Source organism: Haloplanus sp. CK5-1 (genome assembly GCF_037201915.1).
Classification (GTDB): Archaea; Halobacteriota; Halobacteria; order Halobacteriales; family Haloferacaceae; genus Haloplanus; species Haloplanus salilacus.
In genome coordinates this window covers 1,491,268-1,516,967 of the sequence record NZ_CP147505.1, presented here as the reverse complement: position 1 = coordinate 1,516,967, position 25,700 = coordinate 1,491,268, and the positions used below count along the sequence as shown (strand labels likewise).

22 protein-coding genes and 2 pseudogenes are annotated in these 25,700 nt (G+C 57.3%); 14 read left to right on the top strand and 10 right to left on the bottom strand.

Annotation, left to right across the window (positions count from 1 at the left end):
- Nucleotides 1–91 precede the first annotated feature (91 nt).
- Nucleotides 92–523, top strand: a complete 432-nt coding sequence (locus NBT81_RS08000; protein WP_338742327.1) for a universal stress protein — start codon at nt 92–94, stop codon at nt 521–523.
- Entirely contained in the window at nt 520–2,757 is a 2,238-nt protein-coding gene (locus tag NBT81_RS07995) for an amino acid permease (RefSeq protein ID WP_338742326.1), read from the top strand. Before NBT81_RS08000 ends, NBT81_RS07995 begins: the two co-directional genes overlap by 4 nt.
- A 672-nt stretch (nt 2,758–3,429) precedes the next feature.
- Here the strand turns inward: NBT81_RS07995 and NBT81_RS07990 are convergent.
- Both NBT81_RS07990 and NBT81_RS07985 read right to left on the bottom strand, forming a co-directional pair.
- Nucleotides 3,430–3,870, bottom strand: a complete 441-nt coding sequence (locus tag NBT81_RS07990; RefSeq protein ID WP_338742325.1) for a hypothetical protein — start codon at nt 3,868–3,870, stop codon at nt 3,430–3,432.
- Nucleotides 3,871–3,874: 4 nt separating this feature from the next.
- Entirely contained in the window at nt 3,875–4,414 is a 540-nt protein-coding gene (locus NBT81_RS07985; RefSeq protein WP_338742323.1) for a winged helix-turn-helix domain-containing protein, read from the bottom strand.
- A 1,422-nt stretch (nt 4,415–5,836) separates the two neighbouring features.
- Between NBT81_RS07985 and NBT81_RS07980 the strand changes: the two genes are divergently transcribed.
- Nucleotides 5,837–7,582 (top strand): ATP-binding protein, encoded by a 1,746-nt coding sequence (locus NBT81_RS07980; RefSeq protein ID WP_338742322.1) that lies wholly within the window; start codon nt 5,837–5,839, stop codon nt 7,580–7,582.
- 35 nt (nt 7,583–7,617) lie between these two features.
- Here NBT81_RS07980 and NBT81_RS07975 read toward each other — a convergent pair.
- Nucleotides 7,618–8,618, bottom strand: a protein-coding gene (locus tag NBT81_RS07975; RefSeq protein WP_338742321.1) for an IS630 family transposase whose coding sequence is annotated in 2 segments (ribosomal slippage) — nt 7,618–8,126 and nt 8,126–8,618 — 1,002 coding nt in all. Because the reading frame shifts where the segments join, the coding sequence is not laid out codon by codon here.
- A 32-nt stretch (nt 8,619–8,650) separates the two neighbouring features.
- Nucleotides 8,651–9,061 carry a DUF2808 domain-containing protein gene (locus NBT81_RS07970; RefSeq protein WP_425498779.1) on the bottom strand — a complete coding sequence of 137 codons (411 nt, stop codon included), beginning with the start codon at nt 9,059–9,061 and terminating at the stop codon, nt 8,651–8,653.
- A 111-nt stretch (nt 9,062–9,172) separates the two neighbouring features.
- Between NBT81_RS07970 and NBT81_RS07965 the strand changes: the two genes are divergently transcribed.
- On the top strand, nt 9,173–9,682 hold the full coding sequence (locus NBT81_RS07965) for an IS630 family transposase (RefSeq protein WP_338739297.1): 510 nt from the start codon (nt 9,173–9,175) through the stop codon (nt 9,680–9,682).
- A gap of 71 nt (nt 9,683–9,753) precedes the next feature.
- Nucleotides 9,754–10,242 (top strand): annotated as a pseudogene (locus tag NBT81_RS07960) (IS630 family transposase); the annotation flags it as partial.
- Here NBT81_RS07960 and NBT81_RS17315 read toward each other — a convergent pair.
- Nucleotides 10,220–10,426, bottom strand: coding sequence for a type IV pilin (locus NBT81_RS17315; protein WP_425498753.1), 207 nt, complete (start codon nt 10,424–10,426; stop codon nt 10,220–10,222). The pseudogene NBT81_RS07960 and the gene NBT81_RS17315 overlap by 23 nt on opposite strands.
- 313 nt (nt 10,427–10,739) lie before the next feature.
- Between NBT81_RS17315 and NBT81_RS07955 the strand changes: the two genes are divergently transcribed.
- The 3 genes from NBT81_RS07955 to NBT81_RS07945 all read left to right on the top strand — a co-directional run bounded on the left by NBT81_RS07955 (nt 10,740) and on the right by NBT81_RS07945 (nt 13,591).
- Nucleotides 10,740–11,740, top strand: a protein-coding gene (locus tag NBT81_RS07955; protein WP_338742320.1) for an IS630 family transposase whose coding sequence is annotated in 2 segments (ribosomal slippage) — nt 10,740–11,232 and nt 11,232–11,740 — 1,002 coding nt in all. Because the reading frame shifts where the segments join, the coding sequence is not laid out codon by codon here.
- 271 nt (nt 11,741–12,011) lie between these two features.
- A complete protein-coding gene (locus NBT81_RS07950; RefSeq protein ID WP_338742318.1) occupies nt 12,012–12,596 on the top strand; it encodes a hypothetical protein in 585 nt (194 codons plus the stop codon).
- 44 nt (nt 12,597–12,640) lie between these two features.
- Nucleotides 12,641–13,591 (top strand): MarR family transcriptional regulator, encoded by a 951-nt coding sequence (locus tag NBT81_RS07945; protein WP_338742316.1) that lies wholly within the window; start codon nt 12,641–12,643, stop codon nt 13,589–13,591.
- Nucleotides 13,592–13,783: 192 nt separating this feature from the next.
- Here the strand turns inward: NBT81_RS07945 and NBT81_RS07940 are convergent, their stop codons facing one another.
- Complete coding sequence (locus tag NBT81_RS07940; RefSeq protein WP_338742314.1) at nt 13,784–14,617, bottom strand: CBS domain-containing protein; 834 nt, start codon at nt 14,615–14,617, stop codon at nt 13,784–13,786.
- A gap of 114 nt (nt 14,618–14,731) precedes the next feature.
- Here NBT81_RS07940 and NBT81_RS07935 point away from each other — a divergent pair, with 114 nt between their 5' ends.
- The 4 genes from NBT81_RS07935 to NBT81_RS07920 are packed head-to-tail and all read left to right on the top strand — an operon-like array spanning nt 14,732 to nt 18,082.
- Entirely contained in the window at nt 14,732–15,088 is a 357-nt protein-coding gene (locus NBT81_RS07935; protein WP_338742313.1) for a hypothetical protein, read from the top strand.
- Nucleotides 15,089–15,139: 51 nt separating this feature from the next.
- Nucleotides 15,140–15,409 (top strand): hypothetical protein, encoded by a 270-nt coding sequence (locus NBT81_RS07930; RefSeq protein WP_338742312.1) that lies wholly within the window; start codon nt 15,140–15,142, stop codon nt 15,407–15,409.
- Nucleotides 15,410–15,452: 43 nt separating this feature from the next.
- On the top strand, nt 15,453–16,361 hold the full coding sequence (locus NBT81_RS07925; RefSeq protein ID WP_338742310.1) for an ADP-ribosylglycohydrolase family protein: 909 nt from the start codon (nt 15,453–15,455) through the stop codon (nt 16,359–16,361).
- Complete coding sequence (locus NBT81_RS07920; RefSeq protein WP_338742309.1) at nt 16,361–18,082, top strand: HEAT repeat domain-containing protein; 1,722 nt, start codon at nt 16,361–16,363, stop codon at nt 18,080–18,082. Before NBT81_RS07925 ends, NBT81_RS07920 begins: the two co-directional genes overlap by 1 nt.
- Nucleotides 18,083–18,164: 82 nt before the next feature.
- Here the strand turns inward: NBT81_RS07920 and NBT81_RS07915 are convergent, their stop codons facing one another.
- The 4 genes from NBT81_RS07915 to NBT81_RS07900 form a co-directional block, all read right to left on the bottom strand.
- Entirely contained in the window at nt 18,165–19,208 is a 1,044-nt protein-coding gene (locus NBT81_RS07915; RefSeq protein WP_338742307.1) for an HNH endonuclease, read from the bottom strand.
- Nucleotides 19,209–19,259: 51 nt separating this feature from the next.
- Nucleotides 19,260–19,529: a hypothetical protein gene (locus NBT81_RS07910; protein ID WP_338742305.1), complete on the bottom strand. Its 270-nt coding sequence runs from the start codon at nt 19,527–19,529 to the stop codon at nt 19,260–19,262.
- Nucleotides 19,530–19,852: 323 nt separating this feature from the next.
- On the bottom strand, nt 19,853–21,748 hold the full coding sequence (locus tag NBT81_RS07905; RefSeq protein ID WP_338742304.1) for a DEAD/DEAH box helicase: 1,896 nt from the start codon (nt 21,746–21,748) through the stop codon (nt 19,853–19,855).
- A 989-nt stretch (nt 21,749–22,737) separates the two neighbouring features.
- Nucleotides 22,738–23,622: a hypothetical protein gene (locus NBT81_RS07900; protein WP_338742303.1), complete on the bottom strand. Its 885-nt coding sequence runs from the start codon at nt 23,620–23,622 to the stop codon at nt 22,738–22,740.
- 186 nt (nt 23,623–23,808) lie between these two features.
- On the opposite strand from NBT81_RS07900, the pseudogene NBT81_RS07895 reads away from it, so the two are divergent.
- Both NBT81_RS07895 and NBT81_RS07890 read left to right on the top strand, forming a co-directional pair.
- A pseudogene (locus tag NBT81_RS07895) lies at nt 23,809–24,267 on the top strand (SNF2-related protein); the annotation flags it as partial.
- 79 nt (nt 24,268–24,346) lie between these two features.
- Entirely contained in the window at nt 24,347–25,699 is a 1,353-nt protein-coding gene (locus NBT81_RS07890) for an IS4 family transposase (protein ID WP_338738141.1), read from the top strand.
- Nucleotide 25,700: the final 1 nt, after the last annotated feature.

Below are 25,700 nucleotides of genomic sequence, written 5' to 3'. Positions count from 1 at the left end.
GCTGGGGCGCCCGGGCCGTTACTGGCGCCTCCCCGCAGGCAACCCGAGACGGAGTACACACGCTTAACAGATAGTGGATAAATTCACTACCATGAACAGTGAGACCGACGACGAAGACATCCTCGCTCATGTCCTTCTTCCCGTCGCTCACGAAGCCGACGCGTTGGCGACGGCGAAGGAACTCGAACCCTACGGGCCGGCCCACGTGACCGCTCTTCACGTCGTAGAGAAGGGCGGTGGCGTGCCGGACAAGACACCGGTCGAACAGTCCGAGGACTTGGCCGCGAAATCGTACGCTGCCGTCCGGTCGGTGTTCCCCGACGCCGACGAACACACTGCCTACGGGCGGGACGTGGCCGTCGAAATCTTCGACGCGGCCGACGAGGTCGGTGCCAGCGCCATCGCCTTCCGCTCCCGCGGCGGGAATCGACTCATGCAGTTCCTCTCCGGCGACATTTCGCTGAAACTGGTGACCCAGGCGGATCGCCCAGTCATCGCTCTTCCTCGCGAGGACGAGACATGAGCGAGGAAGACCTCGCCAAAGACCTCGGACCGCTCGCAGCCCTGACCATCGGCGTCGGGACGATGATCGGTGCGGGTATCTTCGTTCTGCCGGGTGAAGCCATCCTCAAGGCCGGGTCGCTAGCGTCCGTGGCGTTCGTCTTGGGTGGCGTTATCGCCTTGTTCACGGCGCTGTCGGCCAGCGAACTCGGGACTGCGATGCCCCGCTCGGGCGGGGCCTACTACTACGTCAACCACGCACTGGGACCGATGTTCGGGTCGATTGCTGGCTGGGCCAACTGGCTTGGACTGGCGTTCGCCAGCGCGTTCTACATGGTTGGGTTCGGCCGGTACATCGCCCGTATCTTCGGTCTCTCGGGCAGTGTCGGTGCCGGCCCGGTATCGATCACCGTCGTGAAGATAATCGCGCTCGTCGGGGGTGCCTTCTTCATCCTCGTCAACTACGTCGGCGCGAAGGAGACGGGGCGACTCCAGAACATCATCGTCGTCCTGTTGGTCGTGATCCTCACCGTGTTCACGTTCCTCGGGACGCTCCGGGCCGAACCGTCGAACCTCCCGGCCGCGACGGACGTGGTCACCACCTTGGAGACGACGGGTCTCATCTTCGTCTCCTATCTCGGCTTCGTCCAGATCACGAGCGTCGCCGAGGAGATCAAAGATCCCGGCAAGAACCTCCCGCGGGCGGTCATCGGCAGCGTCGTCATCGTGACGGTTATCTACGCGTTCGTCTTGGTGATTATGAGCGCTGCCGTTCCCCCGGGATTCATCGCGGATATCATCAGTTCCGACGCCGAGAACCCCATCGCCGTCGTCGAAGTGGGCGATTACATCCAGGGAGCCGTGATGGGTGGTGCCCTGCTGTTCGGTGGCCTCCTCGCGACCGCCTCGAGTGCGAACGCCTCCATCCTCGCCTCCTCGCGGATCAACTTCGCGATGGGCCGTGACCGTATCGTCACGCCGGCACTCAATCAAATACACGAGCGGTTCGGAACCCCCTACCGCGCTATCGGCATCACTGGCGGTCTCATCCTCCTGTTCATCGTCGTCGGCGATCTGACGCTGCTGTCCGGGGCCGCGTCCGGATTACACCTCATCATCTACGGCCTGCTGAATTTGGCGCTCATCGTGATGCGCTACGTCGCTCCCGAGGAGTACACCCCGGATTTCGTCGTTCCGTTGTATCCGATACTGCCGATCTTGGGCGTCGTGCTTTCCTTTGCGCTACTGATTTTCGTCGCCAGTGACGCACTGATCCTGTCGTTCGGCATCGCAGTAGCGGCGATACTGTGGTATTTCCTCTACGCTCGGACGCGAACGGAAAAACAGGGCATCCTCTCGAAATACATCATCTCGCGCTCGAGAGAGATGCCCGACGCGGCCGTCAGCGCCGCCGCTGGCGTCCAGCCGGACGGGGGGCAGTACCGCGTGATGGTGCCCTTGGCCAACCCCGCACACCAACAGGAACTCATCACGCTCGCCAGCGCCGTCGCCAAACAGCGCGGTGGCACCGTCGTCGCCACTCATATCGTCACGGTGCCCGACCAAACGGCGCTGGCGGCCGCCGCCGACCGATCCGACGACATCGACGAGAGTTCACAGCACCTGCTCGACAACGCCCGCGAAGACGCCGAAACGTTCGGTGTCGACGTCGAAACACACACCATCCTATCGCACAAATCATACGAGGCCATTTTCGATGCCGCCAGAACCCACACCGCCGACCTCGTCGTTATGGGCTGGGGGCCTGAGTCGCATGGCTCCCCTGGACGGGCGGAGTCGGCGATCGACGAACTCACCGAAGCAGTCCCCTGTGACTTCCTGATTCTTCGGGACCGCGGGTTCGATCCCTCGCGGGTTCTACTCCCGACGGCCGGTGGCCCGGACTCGGAGCTCTCGGCCACTATCGCACGATACCTTCAGTCGGAGTTCGACGCCGAGGTGACGTTGCTCAACGTCGCGGAGGACCGCGACACAGGCGAGAAATTCCTCAGGGAGTGGGCAGTAGACAACGGTTTGGAGGATGCCAACCGACTGGTCAAATCTGGTGACATAGAGACCGCTATCCGGAACGCTGCGGACGATGCGACGCTTCTGCTCCTCGGTGCGACCGAAGAAGGGCTCCTCCGTCGACTCGTCTCCGGATCGCTCGTATTGGACGTCATCGACGACGTGGAGTGTTCGGTTCTGCTCGCGGAGAAACACCGCGACCGTGGCCTCCTCGAACGGCTATTCTGAGGCGGGAAGTCCTGCTACCCTCTCGGGAGTCTACACCTCGGAAATCGTTCCGTCAAGGGGCTAGTCGCATTCACGATTAATCCCAGAATCCCGCTGTGTCAGTCGTTGTTACAGTCCTTGCAGTTAGCACATCGGCGGAACTCATGTGATCGGCCCGGCTAACCCGCGGCAGTGTGGGGTTCCTGTAGACAAGCCCACTGACTCTCGTTTTGCTGGGGGGACAGTTGCTCGTAACCGAGAGATGTTCAACCACCCAATGATTAGCAGCCATGCGTCACGCCGTAGAGGCAGCGAACCAGAGGACGAACCCGCCGTCAATCGGAATCGTTCAGTGACCGAACGAAATTAACGGCATTGGACTCAGAGCCGATGACATCGACGATAACCCCCGACGCTGTCGTGCGATTACGACCGAGAAATCGGCGATGGGCGCTACAGGCGCTCGGTCGGTCAACGAACGAAGTCCCTTGCTGGGCCTGAAACGGTCGAAATCGAGGGGTGCTGCATACACCGCTTGGAAGATATCGCGGTCGTACGAATGCCCCCACGGGCTCGTAGAAAAGATGATGCAAACTCCATCGATCACCCAGTGGACATCATCGGTCTCGGCTTTTTCGGCAACCAGTATTGTACGTAATAAAATCTGTAAAGGTACGGTACATAATTGTCCGGCTACCGATCACCTTCGGAATTGAGAGATCCTATATTCTGATCCTCGACCATTGCTCCGCGCCAGCGAGCAATGACGGCCCTGGTGACGATCTGCGGTTGGGTCACGCCGGCGAGAAACGACGGCTCTGGTGTCCCAGCGTCCGGTGGTGGATGAAAATGCGCGTTTGGAGTGCCTTCTTTCGGATGGTTATCGAAGCGGAAATCGACGCCAGCAGGCTCAGTATAGTGATAGCGGTATGCGCCACGTTTCCACCACGTGATCTCCATGCGCCCCGGAGAGTCCAATCCCGCCGAGAATTCGACGATGAGTTCGGTCGGATTCATCGGGTAATCAAACGTCGTGGATTCGACGAGTGGTTCCTCTTCCAAGAGCAAATCGCGAATCTGCTGGAGAATCGGATAGTCGACTGGGCCAATTGGCCCGGAGATGTCGTCCGCCATCGGTCTACTGCGTCGCCGCACCGAGATCGCGAGCCCGACCGTAGTTGATTGCGGCCTGGGCGATATGCAGGTTCCGTTCCGTCGTCTGCCACTCGGACACCGCCTCCCAGGCGCCTTCTGACGCGTCGCTTCCTAGCGAGGTTGCGAGGTCCTCCGGCGACGCTGCGTCGTAGTCGTCCTCGAATTTCTTGATACGGCGTTTCATCCGTTGAATGCTCTCGATCAGCTCTTTGCGACTGTGTTCCGCCGCCAACTCTCGAATCCGCTGGTACAGAAGCGTATCCTCGTTCCGGACGTACTTCGTCGCACCACCCTCCTCAGTCGCGGCCGCCGTACCTACCTCAACCAGCGACTTGAGATGCTTCCGAGCGGTCGGTTCACTCACGAGTGCTTCCTCGGCGATTTCGCCCGCAATTTTCGGCGTCGTCGTCTGTTCGACGACTTGCTGGACGCGTTCTAACGCGGTGGTTGAACTCTTCCAGTCTTCACGTGCCTCTGTAATTGCCCCGGGATCTCCGTTCGGCTGGCCAGAATCCGTTCCCATGCGAGGCGTTTTGCGCCGATAGATAAAATATGTTTCCCAAAGAAAATTATTCTGTATCTTCTCTATGATTGTCGCCACACTATAATTCATCGAGGTAGTCACGCCGTTGTTCCATTCGTTCACACTCGGTCCGGCGGTCGTGGTCAGTATCGGTCACTTCCTGACTGACTTCGATCTGTCACTGACGACCTTGTCGGGCATGTCGTTGCGCTCTGTATTCAGCAAGTCTCCAAATCATATCAAACAGCGTGGGATTCGATTCGGAGAATCGGCTCTGATTGCCAGTGCTCCCAGATTTGTGTCTACTATAGTAGCCTTTGTAAGTCATCACACACCTGATCGCATGACTGCGTTCGATCAGGTGTGCGGACAGTTACAAACGCTACTATAGTTCTCGATCTGGAACCTCCGTGTCAATAACTACCAGTAGATCCAACGATAGAATCACGATCTGGGTACTTCGTTTTCGGGTACTACCCGAGACATCTCGGATACGCTACGTCGGAACCCTCACTCGGCGACAGTACGGAGCCTCGTAACCAACCTCTGTCAGCTCTCGAAGTTGCTGTGATCCAGTTGCTCGTGTCCGAGAGACGTTCAATGGGCCAATGATTAGAGGCCGTGTACCACGCCGTAGAGGCAGCGAACCAGAGGACGGAACCGCCGTCGGTCGGAATCGTTCGGTGACCGAACGAAATCAGCGGCAGTGCACTCAGAGACGGTGACATCGACGATTACCCGGCTGTTGTCGTGCGATTACGACCGAGAACTCGGCGATAGGCGCTGCAGGCGCTCGGTCGGTCGGTGAACGAAGGCCCTTGTTGGGCCTGAAACGGTCGAAATCGGGGGGTTCTGACTGCATCGAAAAACACAGTATCCTGTGATTCTATAGTATTCTGTTCATACCTTCGATCACGGTCAACGTGGACGATACCCTCAAAGAGTGAATGGAGCGGCACCCGGAGATCAACTGGAGCGAGGGCACGCGGCCGGCGATCGAAGAGAAGGTCGACGCGCTCGAAGTGAGAGATCTACAACCCGCATGTCGCTGTTGTATAGCAATGGCGGGGGCCTCTTTGGGGGTGTGGTCATTGCGTATAAGTCGTCTGAACGTCTTCAACCAAGTGTTCCAACAGCATCGACATGCCCCATCAAAAGCGCCGGCCGCTCGCGACCCACGAACAATGGCAGCAACGCTGCATACACACAACTTTTTCTTTCGTGTATGAGATGGTACGGTCGGCAGAGTAACAATTGATTCATCTAGGATCTATGGATGCCGACGGTGAGGAACCCAAAATCGGCACCACCGACATTATAAAATCGACCACAATCTGGACTGCAACTGGGAGCGGGAATCGCTATTACACTGACAATAATAACAAAATAGTTGCGCCCAGAACGCGGCGGGTATTTTGAAGCATGGTCTCTGAGGCTTTTACTGCTATATTTTTGTTCGTGTCTCTGGCACTGTGGGGAACAGCGGTTGTTGCGTGGCGTCGTATCGACTCACCTGCCGTAGACCGATTCGCAGTTGCTGCCGGAACGCTCGGGACCGGCAGCTTCGTTATTTCGCTGGGATTTGCGGCCGGCGATCCGGGGTTTATTCTTGGAACAACAGTTTCCGTTGCCATGTTAGTCCCACTCCCGTGGGTACTGTTTTCTTTCGATTATCTCGGGTACGAGAGACTCACGTCCACGTTGGTATCGGGGATTCTCGCGATTCCAGTTGTGATCGGGCTCGCTGCGACGATTATCATTTTCGCTGGGCAGGCGTTTCCGTGGTTTGGATCCGCAACACGGACCGATGCCGGCGAATTGGCTGCCGTCATCGGGACCGTGATACAGTTGAGCCAGTGGATGGGGGTTCTGTATGCCGGGGGACTCGTACTTACCGGAACCGGTCTCATCCTCTGGTCGTTTCGGCGTTACCCCCATCTCGATTCTACGACGGGAACTGTTCTGGGCATATTTGGTACGGTACCGTGGGTTTCCGTCCTTTTCGCGCTACAGCTCCAATCAACGTCGTTTTTTCTTTTCAGTGGGACGATCGCAGTCGGGTTCGGTATCGGAACCGTCACGGCGATTGCACTTGTCGGGCCAGCAGCCCTCTTCGATCGGGTCCCAGCAGCCGGAAATATCGGACCGACAACCGTAATCGGGGAGCTTAACGACGCGGTAGTTATCACCGATTCGGAAGGCCAAGTAATCGAGCTAAACCGCTCTGCCAGTCGACTCTTCGGTCACGAACAGGACGCTGTGGATAACCACATCACCGACTTGGTCGGCAGCGGTCTCGAGGGGTTGCGTGACCGCACTACTGTCGAAATCAAGTCCGCATCGGGACGGTTCCTCTTCGATCCCACTATTTCGGACCTCACCGATCAACACGATTATTTGGTCGGGTACACCATCGTATTCAGAGACGTAACGGATCGCACCGTCAAAAATCAGCGTCTTGAAGTCCTCAATCGACTCTTGCGGCATAACCTTCGTAACGATATGAACGTTATTCTGGGGCGGAACGATGTCGTTCGGACCCAAGTTGACGACCCAGCCGTGATGGAACATCTAGATACCATCGCTGAGACTGGTGAGGAATTGGTGGAAGCATCAGAAAAAGTGCGGAAGTCACAACAAATACCAGATTCCAATAGCGGAGCCATAGAACGAATCCGGATCGAAGCACTCACAAGACAGATATTCGAACGTGTTATGCCAGAACAAGCTGTTGAGTATCGTTACCAGGGACCGGAGGAAATCGCGGTCGTTGCAACACGGAACGAATTACGAGTTGCGCTGCGGAACCTCATCACAAACGCGATACAACACAACGACAGCGAGACCCCGACGGTACGGGTCCGGGTCACCCGCCGATCGGCAAAAAAATATCCGTTAGAAATAGCCGTTCTCGACAATGGTCCCGGGATTCCCAAAGCGGAGCGAACTGTGATTGAATCCGGCCAGGAGACGTCGCTTGAACATTCGTCCGGTATTGGCCTGTGGACGATCCGATGGATTATGAGAAAGCTGGGTGGGAAAATCGTCTTTACCGGGCGTGAATCGGGCGGAACTGCGGTGAAGTTGCTGTTTCCGACACCGGACCCCGCCGAATTCGGTCGGAAAAACGGGGTCGCTGAAGACCGGTCAACCGATACCGACCGATAGCGCTGACCGGTTCGCTCCGGAAGCTATAGTAGGCATTAGAAGTAATTGCTTACTTTAGGAACAGAGAGTTTGTCGAGAGCGGTGTCGATCGCTGTTGTTAGCTCATCAAGCGAGTCAAAAAAGCGGTTGCTCAGAGCCTTTTGCAGCTGTCTCCAGCATTCTTCGACTGGATTCAACTCCGGTGAATACGAGGGTAACGTCACGAAGGCGAGGTCGTCACGGGCCGCTAGGTCCGTGACGGCCGACGCCTGGAAATACGGCGCTCCGTCCGACACGACGATCAAGTCATCTTCGAATTCTTTACATAATGCTAAAATGAAATGCTTTGCGTGTTCGGCCGTGACGTACTCGGTAAATCGAGAGAAGAAGCGATCACCGTCCTCGGTGATCGCGCCCAGCAGACACGTCCAATCACGTTGGCCTGAAAGCTCGACCGAGGGCCGCGTGCCGCGCGGAAACCACGCGGCACGCGGCTCAACTTGCACGGATTTCTTGGTTTGGTCAATACAAACTACGGTGGCGTCCATTTCCCGCCGCTTTTTTTGAGCTCGTCGTGGAACGCTTCTTGCTCGTCTTCGTCAGCCTCGGCGGCTGAACGGCGTGGTTTTTGATAGCTCAATCCCGCTTCTTTCAGCAACCGCCGACAACTCGGGAGTGAATACTCAACGCCGTACGTTTCTTCGAGATACTCTTGGGCAAGCGCCGGCGTCCACGCCGGCGCGTCGATCCCGACCTTTTCAGGTGGATCGTGAACGGTTTCCTCGAATTCTTCTTGCTGTAATTCTGAAAGTTTACGTTTTCTCCCAGTTCGTTTATCGTCAGACACGGCTTGCTCAAGCGACTCGTCGGTGTCGAGTCGCTTGAGCCAGCTGTAGATGGTCCGTCGCTGAACGTCGTACCACTCAGCTAGCTCGGTCTGCGTTACACCATTCTTGTACGCACTTGCCGCTAAGAGCCGTTGTGTCGGCTTCTTTTCGTCCACGTTGTCGAGAGCGTCTTGCAATTCCTCGACGGAGATCTCGTCGAGATGATCCACTACCACCCACAACAGTCTCCGAGCAAAAAATTCTAACGGTTACTATATGTCTCTATGATTTTCAGCTCACCGGATTGTTTGTCTCCGTCCTGATTCAGTGTCACACTGATATCGTATGTGCCCGGGTCGTTTGGATTGTCAACGCCGTCGAAGATGATGGTAATAGTGTCACCGGTCGAGGGATTGGAGTAACCGCTTCCTGAAAGCGTTATTTCAATTTCACTCCCGCCTTCCTGAATCGCCCAGTTGCTGTCATCCTCAACATCGCCTTCGATATCGAGAACTGTTCCGTCCGTCTTCTCTACCTCGAACGCTTCGATATCTCCCTTGCTGACTCCCGTGAACATACTCTCGTCAACCCCGTCTACGGTGATACGCACTTCGTTCAGCGAGTCGCCCTCCATATCCGAGTCCTGAATCTCGAACACCACACGGTATCGAATATCCTCAGCTCCCGCAGTCGCATCTTCAGGGGCAAGCAGCGCATCCTCGTCGTTCCATGGATTGATAGTGTCTAGGGAACTGTTTTACCGATAGAGACGCTGGCGTTGGTAATGGGTCGGCTTGACGATATCACGCTCGAAGAACTCTACGATCTCAAGGACCAGATCGACGAAGGGAAGCCGCGAGAACGTGTTCTCGCGGCGATCGGGCGCAAGAAGGGCGATCAACTGGATACACTGGCTGACCGCCACGGTGTTGTCGAGAAAACGATTCGCAACTGGCTCGATCGGTTCAAGGAAGAACCGATCGAGCAGGCACCTTACGACGCTCCTCGACCAGGAGGTCCAGCAAAAATCGAGGGCAAAGATCGTGAGCGACTGTTCGAGCAGTTGCAACAGCCGCCGACCGAACTCGGATACGACCAGCAAGCGTGGTCAGCGAAACTCTTGCTTCATCACGCCAAAGAGGAATACGGCGTCGAATACCACGAAACCTACGCGTATGACTTGTTGAAAGAGGCCGGGCTGTCCTTGCGGACAGCACGGCCTCAACATCATGAAGCCGACCCTGAAGAGAAAACTGAGTTTCAGGAGACAGTCGAAAAAAACGGCCCGAACTAACCGAGAAAACTGTCGTTGTTGTCGATCAGTTCACCAAGCACGTCGGAACTGTTCAGCGACGTGGCTTCTACCCAATTGGCTCAAACCCGACAATAGAGGTTGCAACAGCGTGGGATTCAGTGACGGTGCTGGGCGCTGTCACCGACGACGGTGACAGCTTCTTCTGCTGGACAGAAGAGAATCTCACACGGAACCACGGGATTCGGCTGTTAGAAGCGCTGAAAGACAAGTTCGGTGAGGAGTTAGTGGTGTTTCTGGATCGAGCGGGTTACTTCTACGCGAGGGATCTGTGGGAGCACGTGAGTGGTGAGCGCGAGACCGAAACTGTCGGAGACAGTTCGGTCTCGTGCGTGCGAGGGGATGATCTCGAAGTGTGGTACTTCCCGTCGAAACTTCCCGAATTGAACGCTGTCGAAGGGTGCTGGGACCAATTGCAAGAGTGGTTCAAGTATCGCCTTATGCCAGATCTCTCGACGCTGAAAGAATGCATTCCACGAGGATTGAGCGCGATCACCGAACCGAACATCTGGCCGTATCTCACCGGTAAAGATTTGAACTAAACACTATGACACTGTCATCTAATTCGGGTTCCTCTAACCGGTCTCCCAACGAGGCTACCATGGCAGACATAACAGAAGCGAGTACGATGACGAGAACCACCATCAAGACGACTCCGACCACAGGAGCGATAGCGCGCTTCAGGCTGCCAAGCCACAGAATCGCCCTGTCGCGTGAGTCGCGCATGCTTCATTGTTATGATTTGTGAAAGGAAAGGTTTCTGCAGTCGAGTCAGGCCGTCACGGAGCGGTTTATACATCCAAAGCAGTCCAAGGATCATATAAGAACCCAATGCGTCAATGAAAATCGTACTCATCAGAAGTTTCTCGGATAGGCTTCGTCGGAACCCGCAATCAGCGACAGTACGGAGCCTCGTAACCAACCTCTGTCGGCTCTCGAAGTTGCTGGGATCCGGTTGCCGGTGCCCGAGAGACGTTCAACGAGCCAATGATTATAGTAACCGTTAGAATTTTTTGCTCGGAGACTGTTGTGGGTGGTAGTGGATCATCTCGACGAGATCTCCGTCGAGGAATTGCAAGACGCTCTCGACAACGTGGACGAAAAGAAGCCGACACAACGGCTCTTAGCGGCAAGTGCGTACAAGAATGGTGTAACGCAGACCGAGCTAGCTGAGTGGTACGACGTTCAGCGACGGACCATCTACAGCTGGCTCAAGCGACTCGACACCGACGAGTCGCTTGAGCAAGCCGTGTCTGACGATAAACGAACTGGGAGAAAACGTAAACTTTCAGAATTACAGCAAGAAGAATTCGAGGAAACCGTTCACGATCCACCTGAAAAGGTCGGGATCGACGCGCCGGCGTGGACGCCGGCGCTTGCCCAAGAGTATCTCGAAGAAACGTACGGCGTTGAGTATTCACTCCCGAGTTGTCGGCGGTTGCTGAAAGAAGCGGGATTGAGCTATCAAAAACCACGCCGTTCAGCCGCCGAGGCTGACGAAGACGAGCAAGAAGCGTTCCACGACGAGCTCAAAAAAAGCGGCGGGAAATGGACGCCACCGTAGTTTGTATTGACCAAACCAAGAAATCCGTGCAAGTTGAGCCGCGTGCCGCGTGGTTTCCGCGCGGCACGCGGCCCTCGGTCGAGCTTTCAGGCCAACGTGATTGGACGTGTCTGCTGGGCGCGATCACCGAGGACGGTGATCGCTTCTTCTCTCGATTTACCGAGTACGTCACGGCCGAACACGCAAAGCATTTCATTTTAGCATTATGTAAAGAATTCGAAGATGACTTGATCGTCGTGTTGGACGGAGCGCCGTATTTCCAGGCGTCGGCCGTCACGGACCTAGCGGCCCGTGACGACCTCGCCTTCGTGACGTTACCCTCGTATTCACCGGAGTTGAATCCAGTCGAAGAATGCTGGAGACAGCTGCAAAAGGCTCTGAGCAACCGCTTTTTTGACTCGCTTGATGAGCTAACAACAGCGATCGACACCGCTCTCGACAAACTCTCTGTTCCTAAAATAAGCAATTACTTCTAATGCCTACTATAGCTCCGGAATAGTCTTCCGGGCCCATTCCCCACCAGGCATATTTGAAGAAACTATTCCCGAGGCCCTTGTGTATTGTTCTGATAGCTCACTTTCTCGTATTGATGATATGCTGAACTTTTGCTCTGGATTTAGTAGATGGATTTTATCAGGAATTGGATGTTTATTGAGTCAACGTAGTGAGCCTCACGCAGTCTACGACTGCGTAGTGTTGTTTCTGCGCCGGCGATGGGTGCCGGCGCACACACGCCGGCGAGTACTGATGTCGACACGGAGTCAACTCCGATTCGTCCAACGAGTCGAACAGACCGGTGAGACAGATGGCAGCGTCGACCGCGTTGCGCAGGTGTACCGGCATTCGGACGGCTATCCGGGGAGCGTCCTCCGGGATCTGACACAGCTGAAAGAGCTTCTCGATGCGACCCGCGCAGAGCGCGGACCGGGGTACACGGCGGCGACCTTCGTGTTCCTCGACAAGCTCTCGACGGTCGAGCTCTATCTGGATGGCGACCCAGAGCGAACGATCGACGCGGCTCAGCCTGCTGACCTCCTTGAGCCGGCCAACATGGAGCATCTCGACCAGCCGCTGTTCCTGCTGGGCCACGGCGTCGAGAATCCGGCCGATGGCATCCACGGCGACGAGGAATACCTCTACGTCGTGGAACTCCCAACGGCGAACCCGTTCGACGAGCCGACCGAGTGGACAGTTAAAGTGAGCGGTCACTCTGCGTTCCCCCGCTGGGACGGCCCGACCGACGAGGCCTTCGAGCAGGCGAGCTGGCAGTTCCACGGGTCGCTCGAGGACGCGCTCGCAGAACTGGTCCGGGACGAAGCAGTCGTCAAGTAAAATCCCAAATCGTATTTATATAGTTGGGGTTTAGAAAGACCCAGATGATTTCGAAGGCCGGACTCGCCGTGCTTGACGCGCTGAGTACCGGCCGTGAAGCAACACCGGCGGAACTCGCGGCCGAAACCGGATATTCACGAGAACATCTGTACGACGTACTCGACGAATTGCTCGCAGCGGGATTGCTCACAGAAACCCGTGGTCCCAGCAATCAGCGTCGAGTCCGCATCGCGGAACATCCCGTCACCGAAGCGTATCGAACGCTCCAGTCGGAGTTCAGCCACGTAGACTGGACGGAACTGCTCTCCCCAGCCACACTCCGCGTGTGTTGGTATCTCGATAGACCACGACACATCGCAGATATCGCAGACCGACTCGGAATCACCCGACAAGGTGTCCACAGCGCGTTATCGCCGCTCAAGCACCGAGCACTACTCTCCAGATCCGATTCGAAGTACGCCCTTCGTGACGAAGTCTCGCCGCTGTTGGCGTTCGCTCGGGCTACTGTAGAGCACGAACATCGAGCTCGAGCCCGGGAAATCGCCCCCAGCGCCACGATCGCGTGGTGTGATCCGAAGCGATCCCTCGTTCGCGTGCAGACCGACGAGGATACGGACGCACTCCGAACAGCTCCGGACTGGGAGATGACCGGACTGGGTCGGTTTGCAGCGTATGGTCTACAGTTTTTCCTCGCCGGCGAGCCTCCGTTCTGGTATGCTCCAGACGAGGAGCTAACGCCTGCTGAAGTCGTGTGTCATACGCTCCTTCTGGATAGTGGATCCCGGCGCGTCAGTTATTCGATGCTGCTGATCGAGGCGGAGGATATCGATCAGGAGACACTCGTCGAGACCGCGCGGTGGTACGACCTGGAACCTACTGTGAAAGCGTTGTATCGGCCACTTCAAGGTGACTTCGACAGGACAGATAATCTGCCAGTCATCCTCCCGAAGAAGGACGAATATATCGCGCTCAAAGAGCAATACGGAGTCTCGTAACACCAACCCCGCAGCCTGGCGGAAAATTGCGACTGGTTAGATGATGCCGCCGATTACGAGTAGTCCTATAGTAGCGTTTGTAACTGTCCGCACACCTGATCGAACGCAGTCATGCGATCAGGTGTGTGATGACTTACAAAGGCTACTATAGTTGAGTCGTATTGGTAGGTGAAGAGCGCGATTCGGACCGGGTTACACCGTGCGGTGTGCCTCTACTGTTTCTGGGGCGTATCCGGCCTCCTGCAAGTTCGTGAGGACTTGGTTGATGGTTTCGAGAGTGTCATACAGGTTTTCTGTGGTGCGGCCGCTGCTGAGAAACTCGTTGCTGTCAGTGTTCTCGACGAGGAGGTTGGCGTGGGCGACGTCGTTGCGCAGGTCAGTGACGTCGTGAAGTTGGGAGTCTGCACCGCCTTTCGTCGAGAAGCTGCACGCTTGCCAGCAGGCTTCGACGCTGGTGACGATGGCTTCGAGCGTGGAGAATTGTGCGTAGTGGAGTTCGGCTAACGCGACGTTGGCGGCTTGTGCGTCTTCGTACCGGTCTTGGATGTCGTCGAGTTCGTCTGCGGTGACGGGCGTGGTTTTCCAGTCTGGTTTCTTGTCGAGGATGAGTTCGCGGAGGTGTTCTTCGAGGTAGGTGATGCGGTCGAAGAGGTAAATGCGTGCTGGGGCGGTGTTGAGATCGGCGCGGGTGAGAATGCCGGTGACGTGGTTGGGGCCGCCGAGGAAGTAGACTGGGTTCTCAATGAGTGCGGACAGGACGTCGGTGAACGAGGTGTCGCCGCTGATCATGTAGTCGATGGTCAGCGGGGTGAGGTGGTCGTCGAGGGTGTTGCCGTCGTCGTTGGTTGTGACGTCGTCTTTGTGGATGAATCCGATTGGGTCGTCGTTCGTGTAGACCGGGGCGGCGTCGTAGCCGTTCTCAGCGAGCCACTCGGCAGCGGTGCTTGGTAGCGTATCATGTTGGAGGTGCTCGACAGAGTGGGTAGCGAGTTCGGCTGCGGTGCAGTCGTAGAGCTCGCGGGGCATATCGATCGGTGAGGTGCCGAGGGTAGTCAAAATGAGGGTGAAGAGTGAAGGGGGGGGGGAAGTGCCAATCCACCACAAAATTAATGTCTATAGGACATATATCACTATTTGATTATGCTTAAAGGGCATTTTGAATCGGCGGGGGCGAGTATCGAATACGGTGCTGCTGGCTGCCTCTTCCCCGTCGATGAACTGGATGCAGCAGTCCTCCAGTACCGAGATGCCCAGATCGCGCTCGACGACGTCGATGGATCAGAGGTCATCGTCGTCGCCCCGACGAGTCTTGCAACCAGTTACGTCCTCACCCAGCACGCACTCACCGCAATCCCGGTCGACAGCCTCTCCACTGCAGTTCAGACCCAGCTCGCTAACGAACTTGACGAGCCCGTAGACACGTTCGAGCTCATCCAGATCGGCAAGTGGAACCGAGACAGTCCAACCCACTCGCTCACTGAATTCACGAACGCCTGAATCCGGTCTGCAGACGCACAGACCCCAGCAATCCCCACCAAACGACTCCGAATGACTGAGACACTCGCCGATGAGTATCCGGAAGCCGCCTCGTACATCCAGCAAGCTGTCGACGAACACGGCGAAGAATGGGTGCTGGAGAATTACTACCAGCAACTCTACCCGCTCGGGAGACTCATGAAGATGCCCGAAAAGGACGAACTCCCGTTCTACGACGCGGACAAGCACGACACGATGACGGAGAAAGAACGGATCGAAATGTATCAAGCGTGGGCCGAGTATCGAGAAAACCTCCGTACCGGAACGAACCCTAGCGAGTGACTCCCACCCTACATTTTTCTCAGCGGTAGTTCTTGAGTGACGTATGGATTTGGATCGGGCACGTGGTGTCCTCCTTGGGCTAGCGTGTGGGGATGCGCTTGGCCGGCCAGTCGAGTTTACGTCTGTGTCGGAAATCAGTGCTGAGCACGGACGGCTCGACGAGATGGTCGGGCACGGAACGTGGAACCAGCCCGCTGGGACGATCACGGACGACACCGAGCAGGCGCTGTGCATCGCACGAAGCCTGGTAGAATACCAAACGTTCGATCCGACGGATGTCGCTGATCGGTTCGTCGCGTGGTACGATAGCGGGCCGTTCGATATCGGCCGGATGACGATGCGGTCGCTCAGCCGTCTCAAACACGGCGACCAATGGGACGAGGCAGGCCAGCATGTGTGGGAGCAGAGCCGAGAAGGTCAGAACGCAGGTAACGGGAGCGTGATGCGGTGTCCACCACTCGTCATCCCATACGTGAATGACTGGGACCGACTCGTCGAGGTAAGTCGACAGTCCTCGCAGATCACGCACGCTGACCCACGATGTACTGGTGGCTGTGCGATCCTGAATCTCACAGTGGCTGGCCTCCTTGACGATGCGGATACGCCGTTGCAGGACGCACTTGACTACGTCGGTGCGGACGCATCTGATGAGCTCGTGGCGGCACTCCGACCGCTCGCTCATGGTGACTCTCCCAGCAAGCTGGAGACGTCGGGATACGTCGTGCATTCGCTGCAGACGGCACTTCACGACGGGTTATTCGCAGACAGTGCTGAGGAAGCGATTGTGACGGCCGTGAACCGCGGCGGTGATACGGACACGATTGGCGCGATTACGGGTGCAGTCGCTGGGGCGCGGTTTGGGGCGTCACAGCTTCCGGATCGATGGCTGGGTGCTATCGATGAGACCGACGAACTCGAAACGCTGGCCGAGCAACTCGTGGAGGTGGCGTAATGCACGTGTTGGCGTTCGACCGAGACTGGACGGTAGACGTGAATCCGCATCCTCGGCGAGAAGCGGTGCCGTTGGAGTGGGTGCAGTACTGGGCACACAAGGCTGGTCACGAAGTCTGGGCGATCGGGAATCAGGATCTCGTAGAGGAAGCTGACATTCCGGGCACGGTGGAGTCGATTCGGCAGCGTGACGGACACGTTGATGCGCTCGGCGAACAGGACGAGTACGGGTACTACGAGTGGTGGCCTGAACGCGAGGAGCGTCTCCGGATTCTTGCGGAGTTGTTCCCGGACGCCGAGGGGTACATCGCTGTTGATGATCTCGATTTGGGGCATGTCGATGGCTGGGAGCACTACCACGCGTGGGATTTCGTTGAGTATGTCCGGCAAGGAGAACTCGGACTGTCAGCACCGCCTTCGACTGATCTGAGTCCGGATGGCGGGTTTGAATCTGGTGACGCAGTTCGAGACATCCTCGAAGAGGGATGCGTATTCGAGCTCACACACCGGACGGATGGTAAACAGAAGACGCATCTCGTCACACATTTCGAACCGGATCGTCCGTCGATGACGCCGTTGAAAGGCCCACCAGCGTTCTGGTTCGAGACTGTCGGAAACGACGAACGGTTCTCCGTTCGACTCCCCGAGATTGAGGCGTTGCATCTTGTCTCGTACGAACGCCTCGCTGACCCACTCGCGGAGGCGGCGTTCGCGGCGGTGCGAAAGCAACTTGAAGAGGACCCTGCGTCGGTCGATGAGGAACTGCTCCAAACGATGCTGTCTGATGCGGCCGCGGACCCGGCGAATGTGGATCGCCATGAAGCGCTCCTTCTGGCGATAATCACGTTAGAGCACTGCGACGACGTTCGGGCACTCGCTGTCGATGCAACGTTCGAGCTATTAGCTGACGAGCCGTCGGCGCTCGACCGAGCGGCGCTCCAAGCACTTCACGAAGCCGCGACAGACGACCCAGCGGTGCTGAACGATCACGTGAGAGACCTGTCAGCGTACGCGAGTCAGGACTCAATGTACCAGGCAGCCGCGACGCACTGCTTGATGGAGTTGGCGGACGCTGGTCCGGCGAGCGTTCTCGATGCAGTTCCCGCCCTGGAAGCAGCGGCGACCGCAGAGACAGCGGCAACACAGAGTTACGCGGTGTACGCACTCTCCTGCGTTGCAGAAGCCCATCCCGAAGAAGTGTTCCCCGCGAGTGCTGCCTTGATCGAGGCGATGCAGAGTGAGGATGAGACGGTGCAAACGAATGCGTTAGCGGCGCTCGGGAAGATTGCGTCGGACTACCCGGACGCCGCTGAGCCTATCGTGGACGAGCTAGTGACGGTACTGGACACCGACGCGAAACGCGTTCGAAATAATGCGATCGGGCTGCTTGGTGACCTCGCGCAGGAACACCCGACGGTCGTGATCGAGTACGCTGATCAGATCGCCGCGCGGTTGGAGGATAACAATATTCAGGCGCGGGTGAACGCGTCCATAGCGCTCCAGCGAGCAGGTGAGGTCGATCCCGCTGCGATTCGAGCACAACAGGACCGGTTGGAGGCCGCGTTGGAGGATCCGAGCCCGGAGGTCCGGGCGAACGTGTGCTCCTTGATCGGGAACGCGTACGTGAGCGTGCCTATCGAGACGCTTGTAGAAGTGAAAGAGAACGATCTGGACGAGACAGTGCGCGAGCGAGCAGGATGGGCGATTTCACGTCTTGACTGAGACGTGTGGGTCGAGTCAGCATCGGCGACAGGTCGGGACTCTATACAAACCGAGTCTAGCCGCCCCAGATTGTTTGGGTGAACTATAACCACGAGAGGCCAGTGTTGAGTTCTTCGAGGAAGGATGGACGGATCTCTACAGTGGGTGGGAACGAGAGTTGTTCGCCTTGCCGGTCAAGAATCGTTTCGCGGAGGAACGGATGGGCTGGGTCGAATGCGGGACTTGCTTGGATGCGGTAGTCGCTGTCAATGGTAAACAGCGCGGCGTCGAACGCGCGGTGGTGCAGTGAGTTCAATACGAGAACGTTTTCCGGATGTTCGGCGAGTTCTGGGTGTTGATTTCGTGGGAGGATATGTGCGAGATCAAGCAGTTCATCTTCTCGAATTCCGGTCAGGGTACACGCGTGGTCGTAGCGGTCGAGTATGTCCGCCCGGAAGGCGTCGCTCACGGTGATTTCAGATGTTTCGTAGCGGCGAATACGGCCACTCGAATCAAGGGATTCTCCGGTCGGCCACTGGGCCACCTCTCCGGTCTGGAGCCACTGCTGCCAGACGGACGGTGCCTCGCTGTCGTCGTTCTGCTGGGCGCGGTCGTGCAGCCACGTGACGGGTACGGCGTTGGTGTTGAGGATCGAGAAGTGGAACTGGTAATTCGGGACCTGGGTCCCGTCATCGGCCTGGTATGCGTGGACTTCGAAGTGGTCGGGGACGCAGAGCCCGCAGAATTCGACGACGCCTGATTCGGGTTTGCGGAACACGAGGACGGGCGGGACGTCTTCGCGCCGACCGGCTGCAGCGTTGTCGAAGGCGGCCTTGATTTTCTGGTTCTGCGCGGATTTATCGTAGGGCTTTGAGGCCTTTGCGTCGCCCCAGTAACTGATGTAGCCGGCGTTGACGGCGAGCATGTCCTCCCACGGATCGTCGTGCTGGGAGATGCCGCTGTCGTTGGAGACGAGCACGAGCGCAGCAGGGATATCAGACCGGTCCGCACCGAGATCACGGATGCCGCCGGTATTCTTGATGCCAGTGTCGAGCGGGCCACGGATCCACCGCAGGAACTGGTCCCCCGGGTTGCGGTAACTACCAGTGTCGCGGTATTGCTGCCCGACCCGAAACGCGTGTGTCATGATACCACAGCATTACGTCGATTAGTCAATAAAATACCTGCGTGGTACGCGCTACTCGTCTGTTTTAGTCTGCGGTTCAAGCGGTTCGAACGTTCTGAGCTGGTCACCAACCTGCTCTCGGAAGTCGTCCGTTGGCGTTACTTGGATGCTTCCCGGCATCGGGCCGTAGCCATCCCAGTTCGAGGTGTATCGAACAACGCGCGAGTGAAGCTCGCCGCTTCCAGTTTCAAGATCGTATTCGTCGAATACGTGGTGGATATCAATGACGAGCACTTCACCCTGTGAATCGTGTTCGTAGACCGTGTTCCCGGTGACTCTCATTGGTTCTCTTGTACCGATTGCTGCGCTAGACTATTTAATCAGGGACAGCTCGACAGCTATGCTATCGCGCCAGTGTCCTCGGCGACAACCATCCAGACGGCGGTCTATTCCCTCTTGCGAAGTATCTTCCCCGATCACTTCTCGCGCGCCTCATCTCTCCGGGATGTGGGCAGTGAACGCGTTCGCCGTCGTCCGCAGTTGCGTACATGTAGTACCCCCAGCCGGACGGCATCTCAAACTCACAGTCCGGGTTGTACTGTAGAAGTCGAATATCTGTGGCATCGATGCAGCGGTACACCCAGGCGTCAGTAAACTGTGAAGATCTACCTATCCATGTCATCTAAAGAGAACCCCGAGTCGTCGGTTAACCCACCGGCGGTATTTTGTTCATATTCGATCTCTGTGGGGTCATCGACAACACCGACGAAGACGAGCGAGTCGCCAAGATAGGTCACTGCATGGTTTGCCTCGTTGACTGTCACGCTCCCACCGCCTTTCGCCTCCTGGATGAACGAGGCGGCGTCTTGGTAGCTCGCCGACTCGATGAACGTTCGACTGTCTCGTGTACTAGTGAACGGACGGCCTTCAGCATCGACACTGAACTCGAATCCGTCGCTCGGCCCCGGGTACGGATCGCCCTGTTCCAACTCCGCAGGGTCCGGGATGGTTTGACTCGTCGGAGGATCAGGAATTTCGCCGTCAGTTGCAGATCTGAGATGACCGGTGATCGCATCCTCTTCGGTTTCCCACGTGAGATGACGGACCTCAGCCTGTGAAAGTTCGTTCCGCCAGTCGTATCGCTCGAAGATATTTGCATCAACCGTGTCACGTGCGTAGAGCACAAACAACTCTGCTCGCTTGTCTGGATCCTCGCCGGTCCGAAGGATACGGCCGAGCGTTTGGATGCGTTGTCTGACGCTCCCGGAAGAGACACGGACGATGCCGAGATCAGCGGACGGCACGTCGACACCTTCGATAAGCGCCTTGACGCTCAGCATGACGTTTGCAAACCCGTCGTCGCTGAACCATTCGATGGCAAAGTCGTTCCACACCGTGTTTCGGTGTCCGGAATGATACATGACGGGGCGGTAACTCGCCGTAAAGAACAACTCTTCTAGTTTCTCGTCGATTCGTTTCAATGCCGGGTAGCGGTCGTAGAGTTGCGCGCGGTCGACATCCGTCTCCGAAAGTTCGCCAGTCCGTGCGTCACGGCCGCGTGTCTCTTTCGGGGCGACCATCCGCTCCAACTGCTCGATTCGCTCCTGGAACACGATCGCTTTCTGCTCGTTGTCCACACTATCTTCCAACAGGTCTAGCGTTACGGCTTGCCGAGCGACCGCGTCAGCCACCAGTTCCCGTCGCTCCTGTGTGTATTTGAAATAATCCGAAATCGCTGGGGTTGCTCTGTCGGCATCGTTCCGAATGATCTGTAGTTTCCGTGAGAAGCTCCCACTGAGCTCGTATAACCGGTTCTGGTATTGCTGCTCGATATCGGTGACGGCGTCAACCACGGCATCGGTTAACCGCTGGTACGCCATCCGCTCGTCGTCAGTGAGTTCGAACCCGACGTAATTGATTCGGAAGTCGGGAATGAGACCACGGCGTTGGCCTTCGTCGTACGATAGGTCGTAGTAGATCTCGCCGAGGTTCGCAACCAACAGTTCGTCTTCAGGGCTCCGTTCATCAGCGGTCGGGTCGGACAGTGGGGTCGCAGAGAGTCCTAAGCTAGCTGTTCTGTGACAGTCGAACACGTTGGAGAAGGTGTCGCCAGTATAGCGGTGACATTCGTCGGCGATGAGCAGATGGTCGGTGACGTCGGCGTTTCGTACCGTCTGTGACAGCGACCCGTCTTTGACCGCAGAATTGACGATCGAAACGAGTACCCGATATCCGTCCTCGAATCCGTCTTTGTGTCCATCGCCGAGCCAGCCGATGTCGCCGGCGGGGACACCGAGTGTTTCGACGAGTTCTTCGAGCCACTGGTGCATGAGTACCTTCGTCGGGACCACGACCGTCACCACTCCATCCGGGTGATCGGCGAGCCACTGACGCACGACTTCGAGTGCCATCACGGTTTTCCCGGCACCGGTCACCACCTGTGCGATACCGCGTTCGGGGCCAGTCGTCTCGTCGGAGAACCACCGCGTCGCGGCTTCCGTCTGCCAGTCGTACAGGTCGAACCCTTCGGGGAACGTGTAGGCCGGTCGATCTGGCACCATCGCTTCAAGCGTGGCCCGTGAGAACCCGCTCCCGGCGCTTGTTTTCGCTCGAATCGCTGCGGCCTCGGTGTCGGCCTCGGCGATCTGTTCGAGTATCGCCGTCGATAGACCGGCGAGATCTTGTGGGGAGAACGACTCGAATTCCGTACAGATCGTGTCTCGGAGGTTTCGTCGATGCCGCCGTTGTTCGACGTACGTCGCCGATCGTCTGAGCCTCGGTTCCGACGTATCCGTCAGCACCGCCTCGTCGAGGTACTCTCGCCTAGCTGTATCGAGAAGTTGCCGGTGTTGGCCGTGCCCACCGGATTCACGGTACATATAGTACTTCGCGAGGTCACGTTTCACTCGCTCTGAGGGTGGGGTTGTGTTCGGGCCTTCCCGCTTGAGCCACTGCTCGAACTGCCACAGAATATCAGCGTTTCGGAACCGCTCACTGAACGTCTCGGGAGTCGTCGTTTCGTACCCGTTCTCACCGTCGTGCAATGCCCCCATACTCTCTAACAGCAGCGGATACCCGCGGATGCCCTCCTCGTTGAACTCGTACCCGTACTGTTCACCGAGACGCGTCCGGATCGTCCCTCGCTGTACCGGCTCACCAGCCTGTTTGACGACGTGGTGAATGCTGTACAACCCCTCGATACCTTCGGGGAAGGAGCCTTCGAGCGCCCACGATTGCTTGACGCCGTACCAGAGGAACGTCTCGAACCCCAACTCCCCCGATCGCCAGTCGTGGGCGAACTCGTACACCGTGACTCCCTCCTTCGTTTGTCGGAGGACTCCTAGTTGGATGTACGTCGAGACGATACGGCGAAGATACTGCTCTGAGTATCGCTCTCCATCTGGTTTCAGTAATTGTGAGCGAGCACGACGAACGACTTCCGCTTTCTCCAGAGGTTCAGTCGCGGCGATAGCAATGTTGACGAAGCACCGTGCTCTGGCTTCGGGTTCTTCGACACCGAACAGCGGTGGTGGAAAACGTCGCCCCATACTCACCACTCGGAGGGATCATCGTCTGGAATATCGGTGTCGTACTCATCTGCTGGGTCTGCGTCAGCATCCGAGCCACCAACAGTGTGGTTCTCGACATCCGTCTGCGACGTGTCACCGAGCGAGTCGAGCCAGCTATCGACCCCGCCGCTCCCGTCGTCGAATGGATCGGTCAGCGATGGCGGATCGTCGACAGCGAACGGCGTGGTCTCAGCTTTCCCGGCGTAAATCGGAAGCTTCTGGACGCCGCCACGGTCGCGCCGAAGCGCGATGAGGTTCTTCACCACCCGCGGGAGTGACTCGAATTCGGTCCTGGTTTCTGACGGGAGTTTGTCTAGGTCCACGAGTGTCAGGACGTCGTTCCACGGTGTGACTCGCAAGGACCCACCCTGTGGCTTGTACCGCGACAGCGTCGTCACCAAGTCCCCCGAGAGCGATTTCCGGACTGGATGTCGCTTGTGGGTCTGTGGGTTATCCCACCAGATTCGTTCGACACCGGGGCCGAACGAGTATTTTGCACCGTCGTATACGCTCGGCCAGAAGTCACCGGGAGCCAACCCATCAGGCTGTACCGGAACACTGAACTCCGGGTCCTCCGGCGGGACCAACTCCCCGTCGAGGTCGAACGTCCCGATCCAATACGTTTCGTATCCGTCGTCCTCTTCGGCCCGTGTGAGTACGTCATTACCTTCGGTTATCCGGATCCGGCCGCCAAGGCGTTTGAGTTCGAGTAGTGACTCAACGAGCCCTTCGGGGGTCGGCTCCAAGTACAATCGGTCGGTTCCCTGGTATGCCTGCCACCAGACATCACCGTCCGGGTTCGTCCGGAGTCGATAGCCACGATAATGCTCGGTCCACTTCTCTCCGGGATCGTAATTTATTGTCATCGGTAACTGGTGGCGGTCAGAGGGGACCGTTTTATGATGGATTCAGAGCGAGAGATATATGTCTGGCGACGGGCTTGAGGAGTGACCACGTACTCGAGCACATGTCAAATTATTATTGGTTCGATTATCAGGTCATGGAATGGCAACGGGATGTTTATTATCTTCGTACCAGATTGAAGAGTATCGATGTCTCAAGAGGTGTCGGACTCCGGAATCGCTCCGGAGCTATCGTATTCCGTCGACGATCCGTCGGTCGCTGTAGACGCACTTTCTACCGACACTGCAAACGTGACGGGGCATCTCCTCAACGTCCACGCACGTGAGTTCGAAATCGCGCAAGGGCAACAGGAGTTACTCTCTGTTGAGGAGATCAAAGACCAGATCAAACTGCTGGACCACCAACTGCAGGCCGCCCACCGCGCACTGTTCAAGATGAGCGGCGGGGCCTTGTTCGCCGACGAAGTCGGACTCGGGAAGACCATCGAGGTTGGGATGGTCCTCAAGGAGATGGATTTCCGCGACACCCGAGACAGTTTCCTCATCCTGACCCCTGCACAGCTAGCCCCACAATGGCAGAAGGAACTGAAAGAGAAATTCGGACTGGATTTCGTTTGTAACTACGACGAGGATTTTTACGGGTTCGATCATGCGTTCTAGTTTAGCGAAGAATCCAACCGCCGTCTGTTGATTGGATATCGTTGCAACTACCCGGTTGAGGAATCCGGTGGGAAGTGTGACCTATACCCCACCGGATTCGGTGATTGTTGACCGGATTCAAAGAGCGTTTCCCTCCGACGAGTTGCGCGAGCGCGCTCGCGCAACATCACTTGTCGAACGAGAGCGGAAGTTCGACATCGTTGCGCTATTCTACACGCTCTCGTTCGGTTTCGCCGCTGGATCAGACCGCTCTCTCCAGGCATTTCTCGAACGCTACGTCGAGATGGCTGACTGCGAGGAACTCTCTTACGCGGCGTTCCACGACTGGTTCGAACCGGGTTTCGTTGCACTCCTTCGAGAGATTCTCGATGACGCCATCGAAAATCTCGATACCGGACGAGCCGAGTTGAACGGACGTCTCGAACGCTTTCGAGACGTCCTCATTGCCGACGCAACTATCGTTTCGCTGTACCAGGACGCCGCTGATATCTACGCAGCAACTGGCGAAGACCAGGCTGAACTGAAGCTCCACCTCACAGAGTCACTCTCCACCGGCCTTCCAACCCGGTTCCGTACAACCGACGGAACTACTCACGACCGGAGTCAGCTACCCACCGGAGAGTGGGTAGCTGACGCCCTCATACTGCTCGATTTGGGCTTCTACGACTTCTGGCTGTTCGACCGCATCGACCAGAACGGCGGCTGGTTCGTCTCCCGCGTCAAGGAAAACGCGAACTTCGAGATCGTCGAAGAACTGCGGACGTGGCGGGGCAACAGTATCCCACTCGAAGGGGAGTCGCTGCAGGCCGTCCTCGACGACCTGCAGCGACAGGAGATCGACGTCCGCATCACGCTCTCATTCGAGCGCAAGGGAGGGTCGGGCGCCAGCGCGACCCGGACGTTTCGACTGGTCGGCCTGCGCAACGAGGAGACCGAAGAGTACCACCTCTACCTGACGAATCTCGGCAAAGACGACTATAGCGCGCCCGATATTGCGCAGCTCTATCGGGCGCGCTGGGAGGTCGAACTGCTGTTCAAGGAGCTGAAGTCGCGGTTCGGCTTGGATGAGATCAACACGACCGACGCCTACATCATCGAGGCGCTGATCATCATGGCGGCAATTTCGCTGCTGATGAGTCGTGTAATCGTGGATGAGTTACGGTCGCTTGAGGCAAGACAACGAGAGGCCGAAGCCGCCGAAGACGCCGACTCGTCGGCGTCGCGGCTCCCCCGCCGTCGCTGTTCGCTAGCCGTCGAACGCCACGCTCATCTGATCCAGCTGTACCTCATGGTCGAGTTGGGCTACGAACTGCCAGATCTGGACGAGCTGTTGTTATGGGTGGCACGAAATCCAAATCCACACAGAGATCGGTTACGTGAGCAGGTTGAACGAGGTGAGTTCGGCTTTGACCGCCACTAAA

What these genes read in the sequence shown, in the direction of transcription:
- NBT81_RS07925 (WP_338742310.1), top strand. Translation starts at nt 15,453, where the DNA reads ATGGATTTGGATCGGGCACGTGGTGTCCTCCTTGGGCTAGCGTGTGGG.
- NBT81_RS07900 (WP_338742303.1), bottom strand. Translation starts at nt 23,622, where the DNA reads ATGACAATAAATTACGATCCCGGAGAGAAGTGGACCGAGCATTATCGT.
- NBT81_RS07915 (WP_338742307.1), bottom strand. Translation starts at nt 19,208, where the DNA reads ATGACACACGCGTTTCGGGTCGGGCAGCAATACCGCGACACTGGTAGT.
- NBT81_RS07980 (WP_338742322.1), top strand. Translation starts at nt 5,837, where the DNA reads ATGGTCTCTGAGGCTTTTACTGCTATATTTTTGTTCGTGTCTCTGGCA.
- NBT81_RS07985 (WP_338742323.1), bottom strand. Translation starts at nt 4,414, where the DNA reads ATGGGAACGGATTCTGGCCAGCCGAACGGAGATCCCGGGGCAATTACA.
- NBT81_RS07965 (WP_338739297.1), top strand. Translation starts at nt 9,173, where the DNA reads ATGGGTCGGCTTGACGATATCACGCTCGAAGAACTCTACGATCTCAAG.
- NBT81_RS07905 (WP_338742304.1), bottom strand. Translation starts at nt 21,748, where the DNA reads ATGGTGCCAGATCGACCGGCCTACACGTTCCCCGAAGGGTTCGACCTG.
- NBT81_RS07940 (WP_338742314.1), bottom strand. Translation starts at nt 14,617, where the DNA reads ATGCCCCGCGAGCTCTACGACTGCACCGCAGCCGAACTCGCTACCCAC.
- NBT81_RS07935 (WP_338742313.1), top strand. Translation starts at nt 14,732, where the DNA reads ATGCTTAAAGGGCATTTTGAATCGGCGGGGGCGAGTATCGAATACGGT.
- NBT81_RS07950 (WP_338742318.1), top strand. Translation starts at nt 12,012, where the DNA reads ATGTCGACACGGAGTCAACTCCGATTCGTCCAACGAGTCGAACAGACC.
- NBT81_RS07910 (WP_338742305.1), bottom strand. Translation starts at nt 19,529, where the DNA reads ATGAGAGTCACCGGGAACACGGTCTACGAACACGATTCACAGGGTGAA.
- NBT81_RS07990 (WP_338742325.1), bottom strand. Translation starts at nt 3,870, where the DNA reads ATGGCGGACGACATCTCCGGGCCAATTGGCCCAGTCGACTATCCGATT.
- NBT81_RS07930 (WP_338742312.1), top strand. Translation starts at nt 15,140, where the DNA reads ATGACTGAGACACTCGCCGATGAGTATCCGGAAGCCGCCTCGTACATC.
- NBT81_RS17315 (WP_425498753.1), bottom strand. Translation starts at nt 10,426, where the DNA reads ATGCGCGACTCACGCGACAGGGCGATTCTGTGGCTTGGCAGCCTGAAG.
- NBT81_RS07945 (WP_338742316.1), top strand. Translation starts at nt 12,641, where the DNA reads ATGATTTCGAAGGCCGGACTCGCCGTGCTTGACGCGCTGAGTACCGGC.
- NBT81_RS07920 (WP_338742309.1), top strand. Translation starts at nt 16,361, where the DNA reads ATGCACGTGTTGGCGTTCGACCGAGACTGGACGGTAGACGTGAATCCG.
- NBT81_RS08000 (WP_338742327.1), top strand. Translation starts at nt 92, where the DNA reads ATGAACAGTGAGACCGACGACGAAGACATCCTCGCTCATGTCCTTCTT.
- NBT81_RS07995 (WP_338742326.1), top strand. Translation starts at nt 520, where the DNA reads ATGAGCGAGGAAGACCTCGCCAAAGACCTCGGACCGCTCGCAGCCCTG.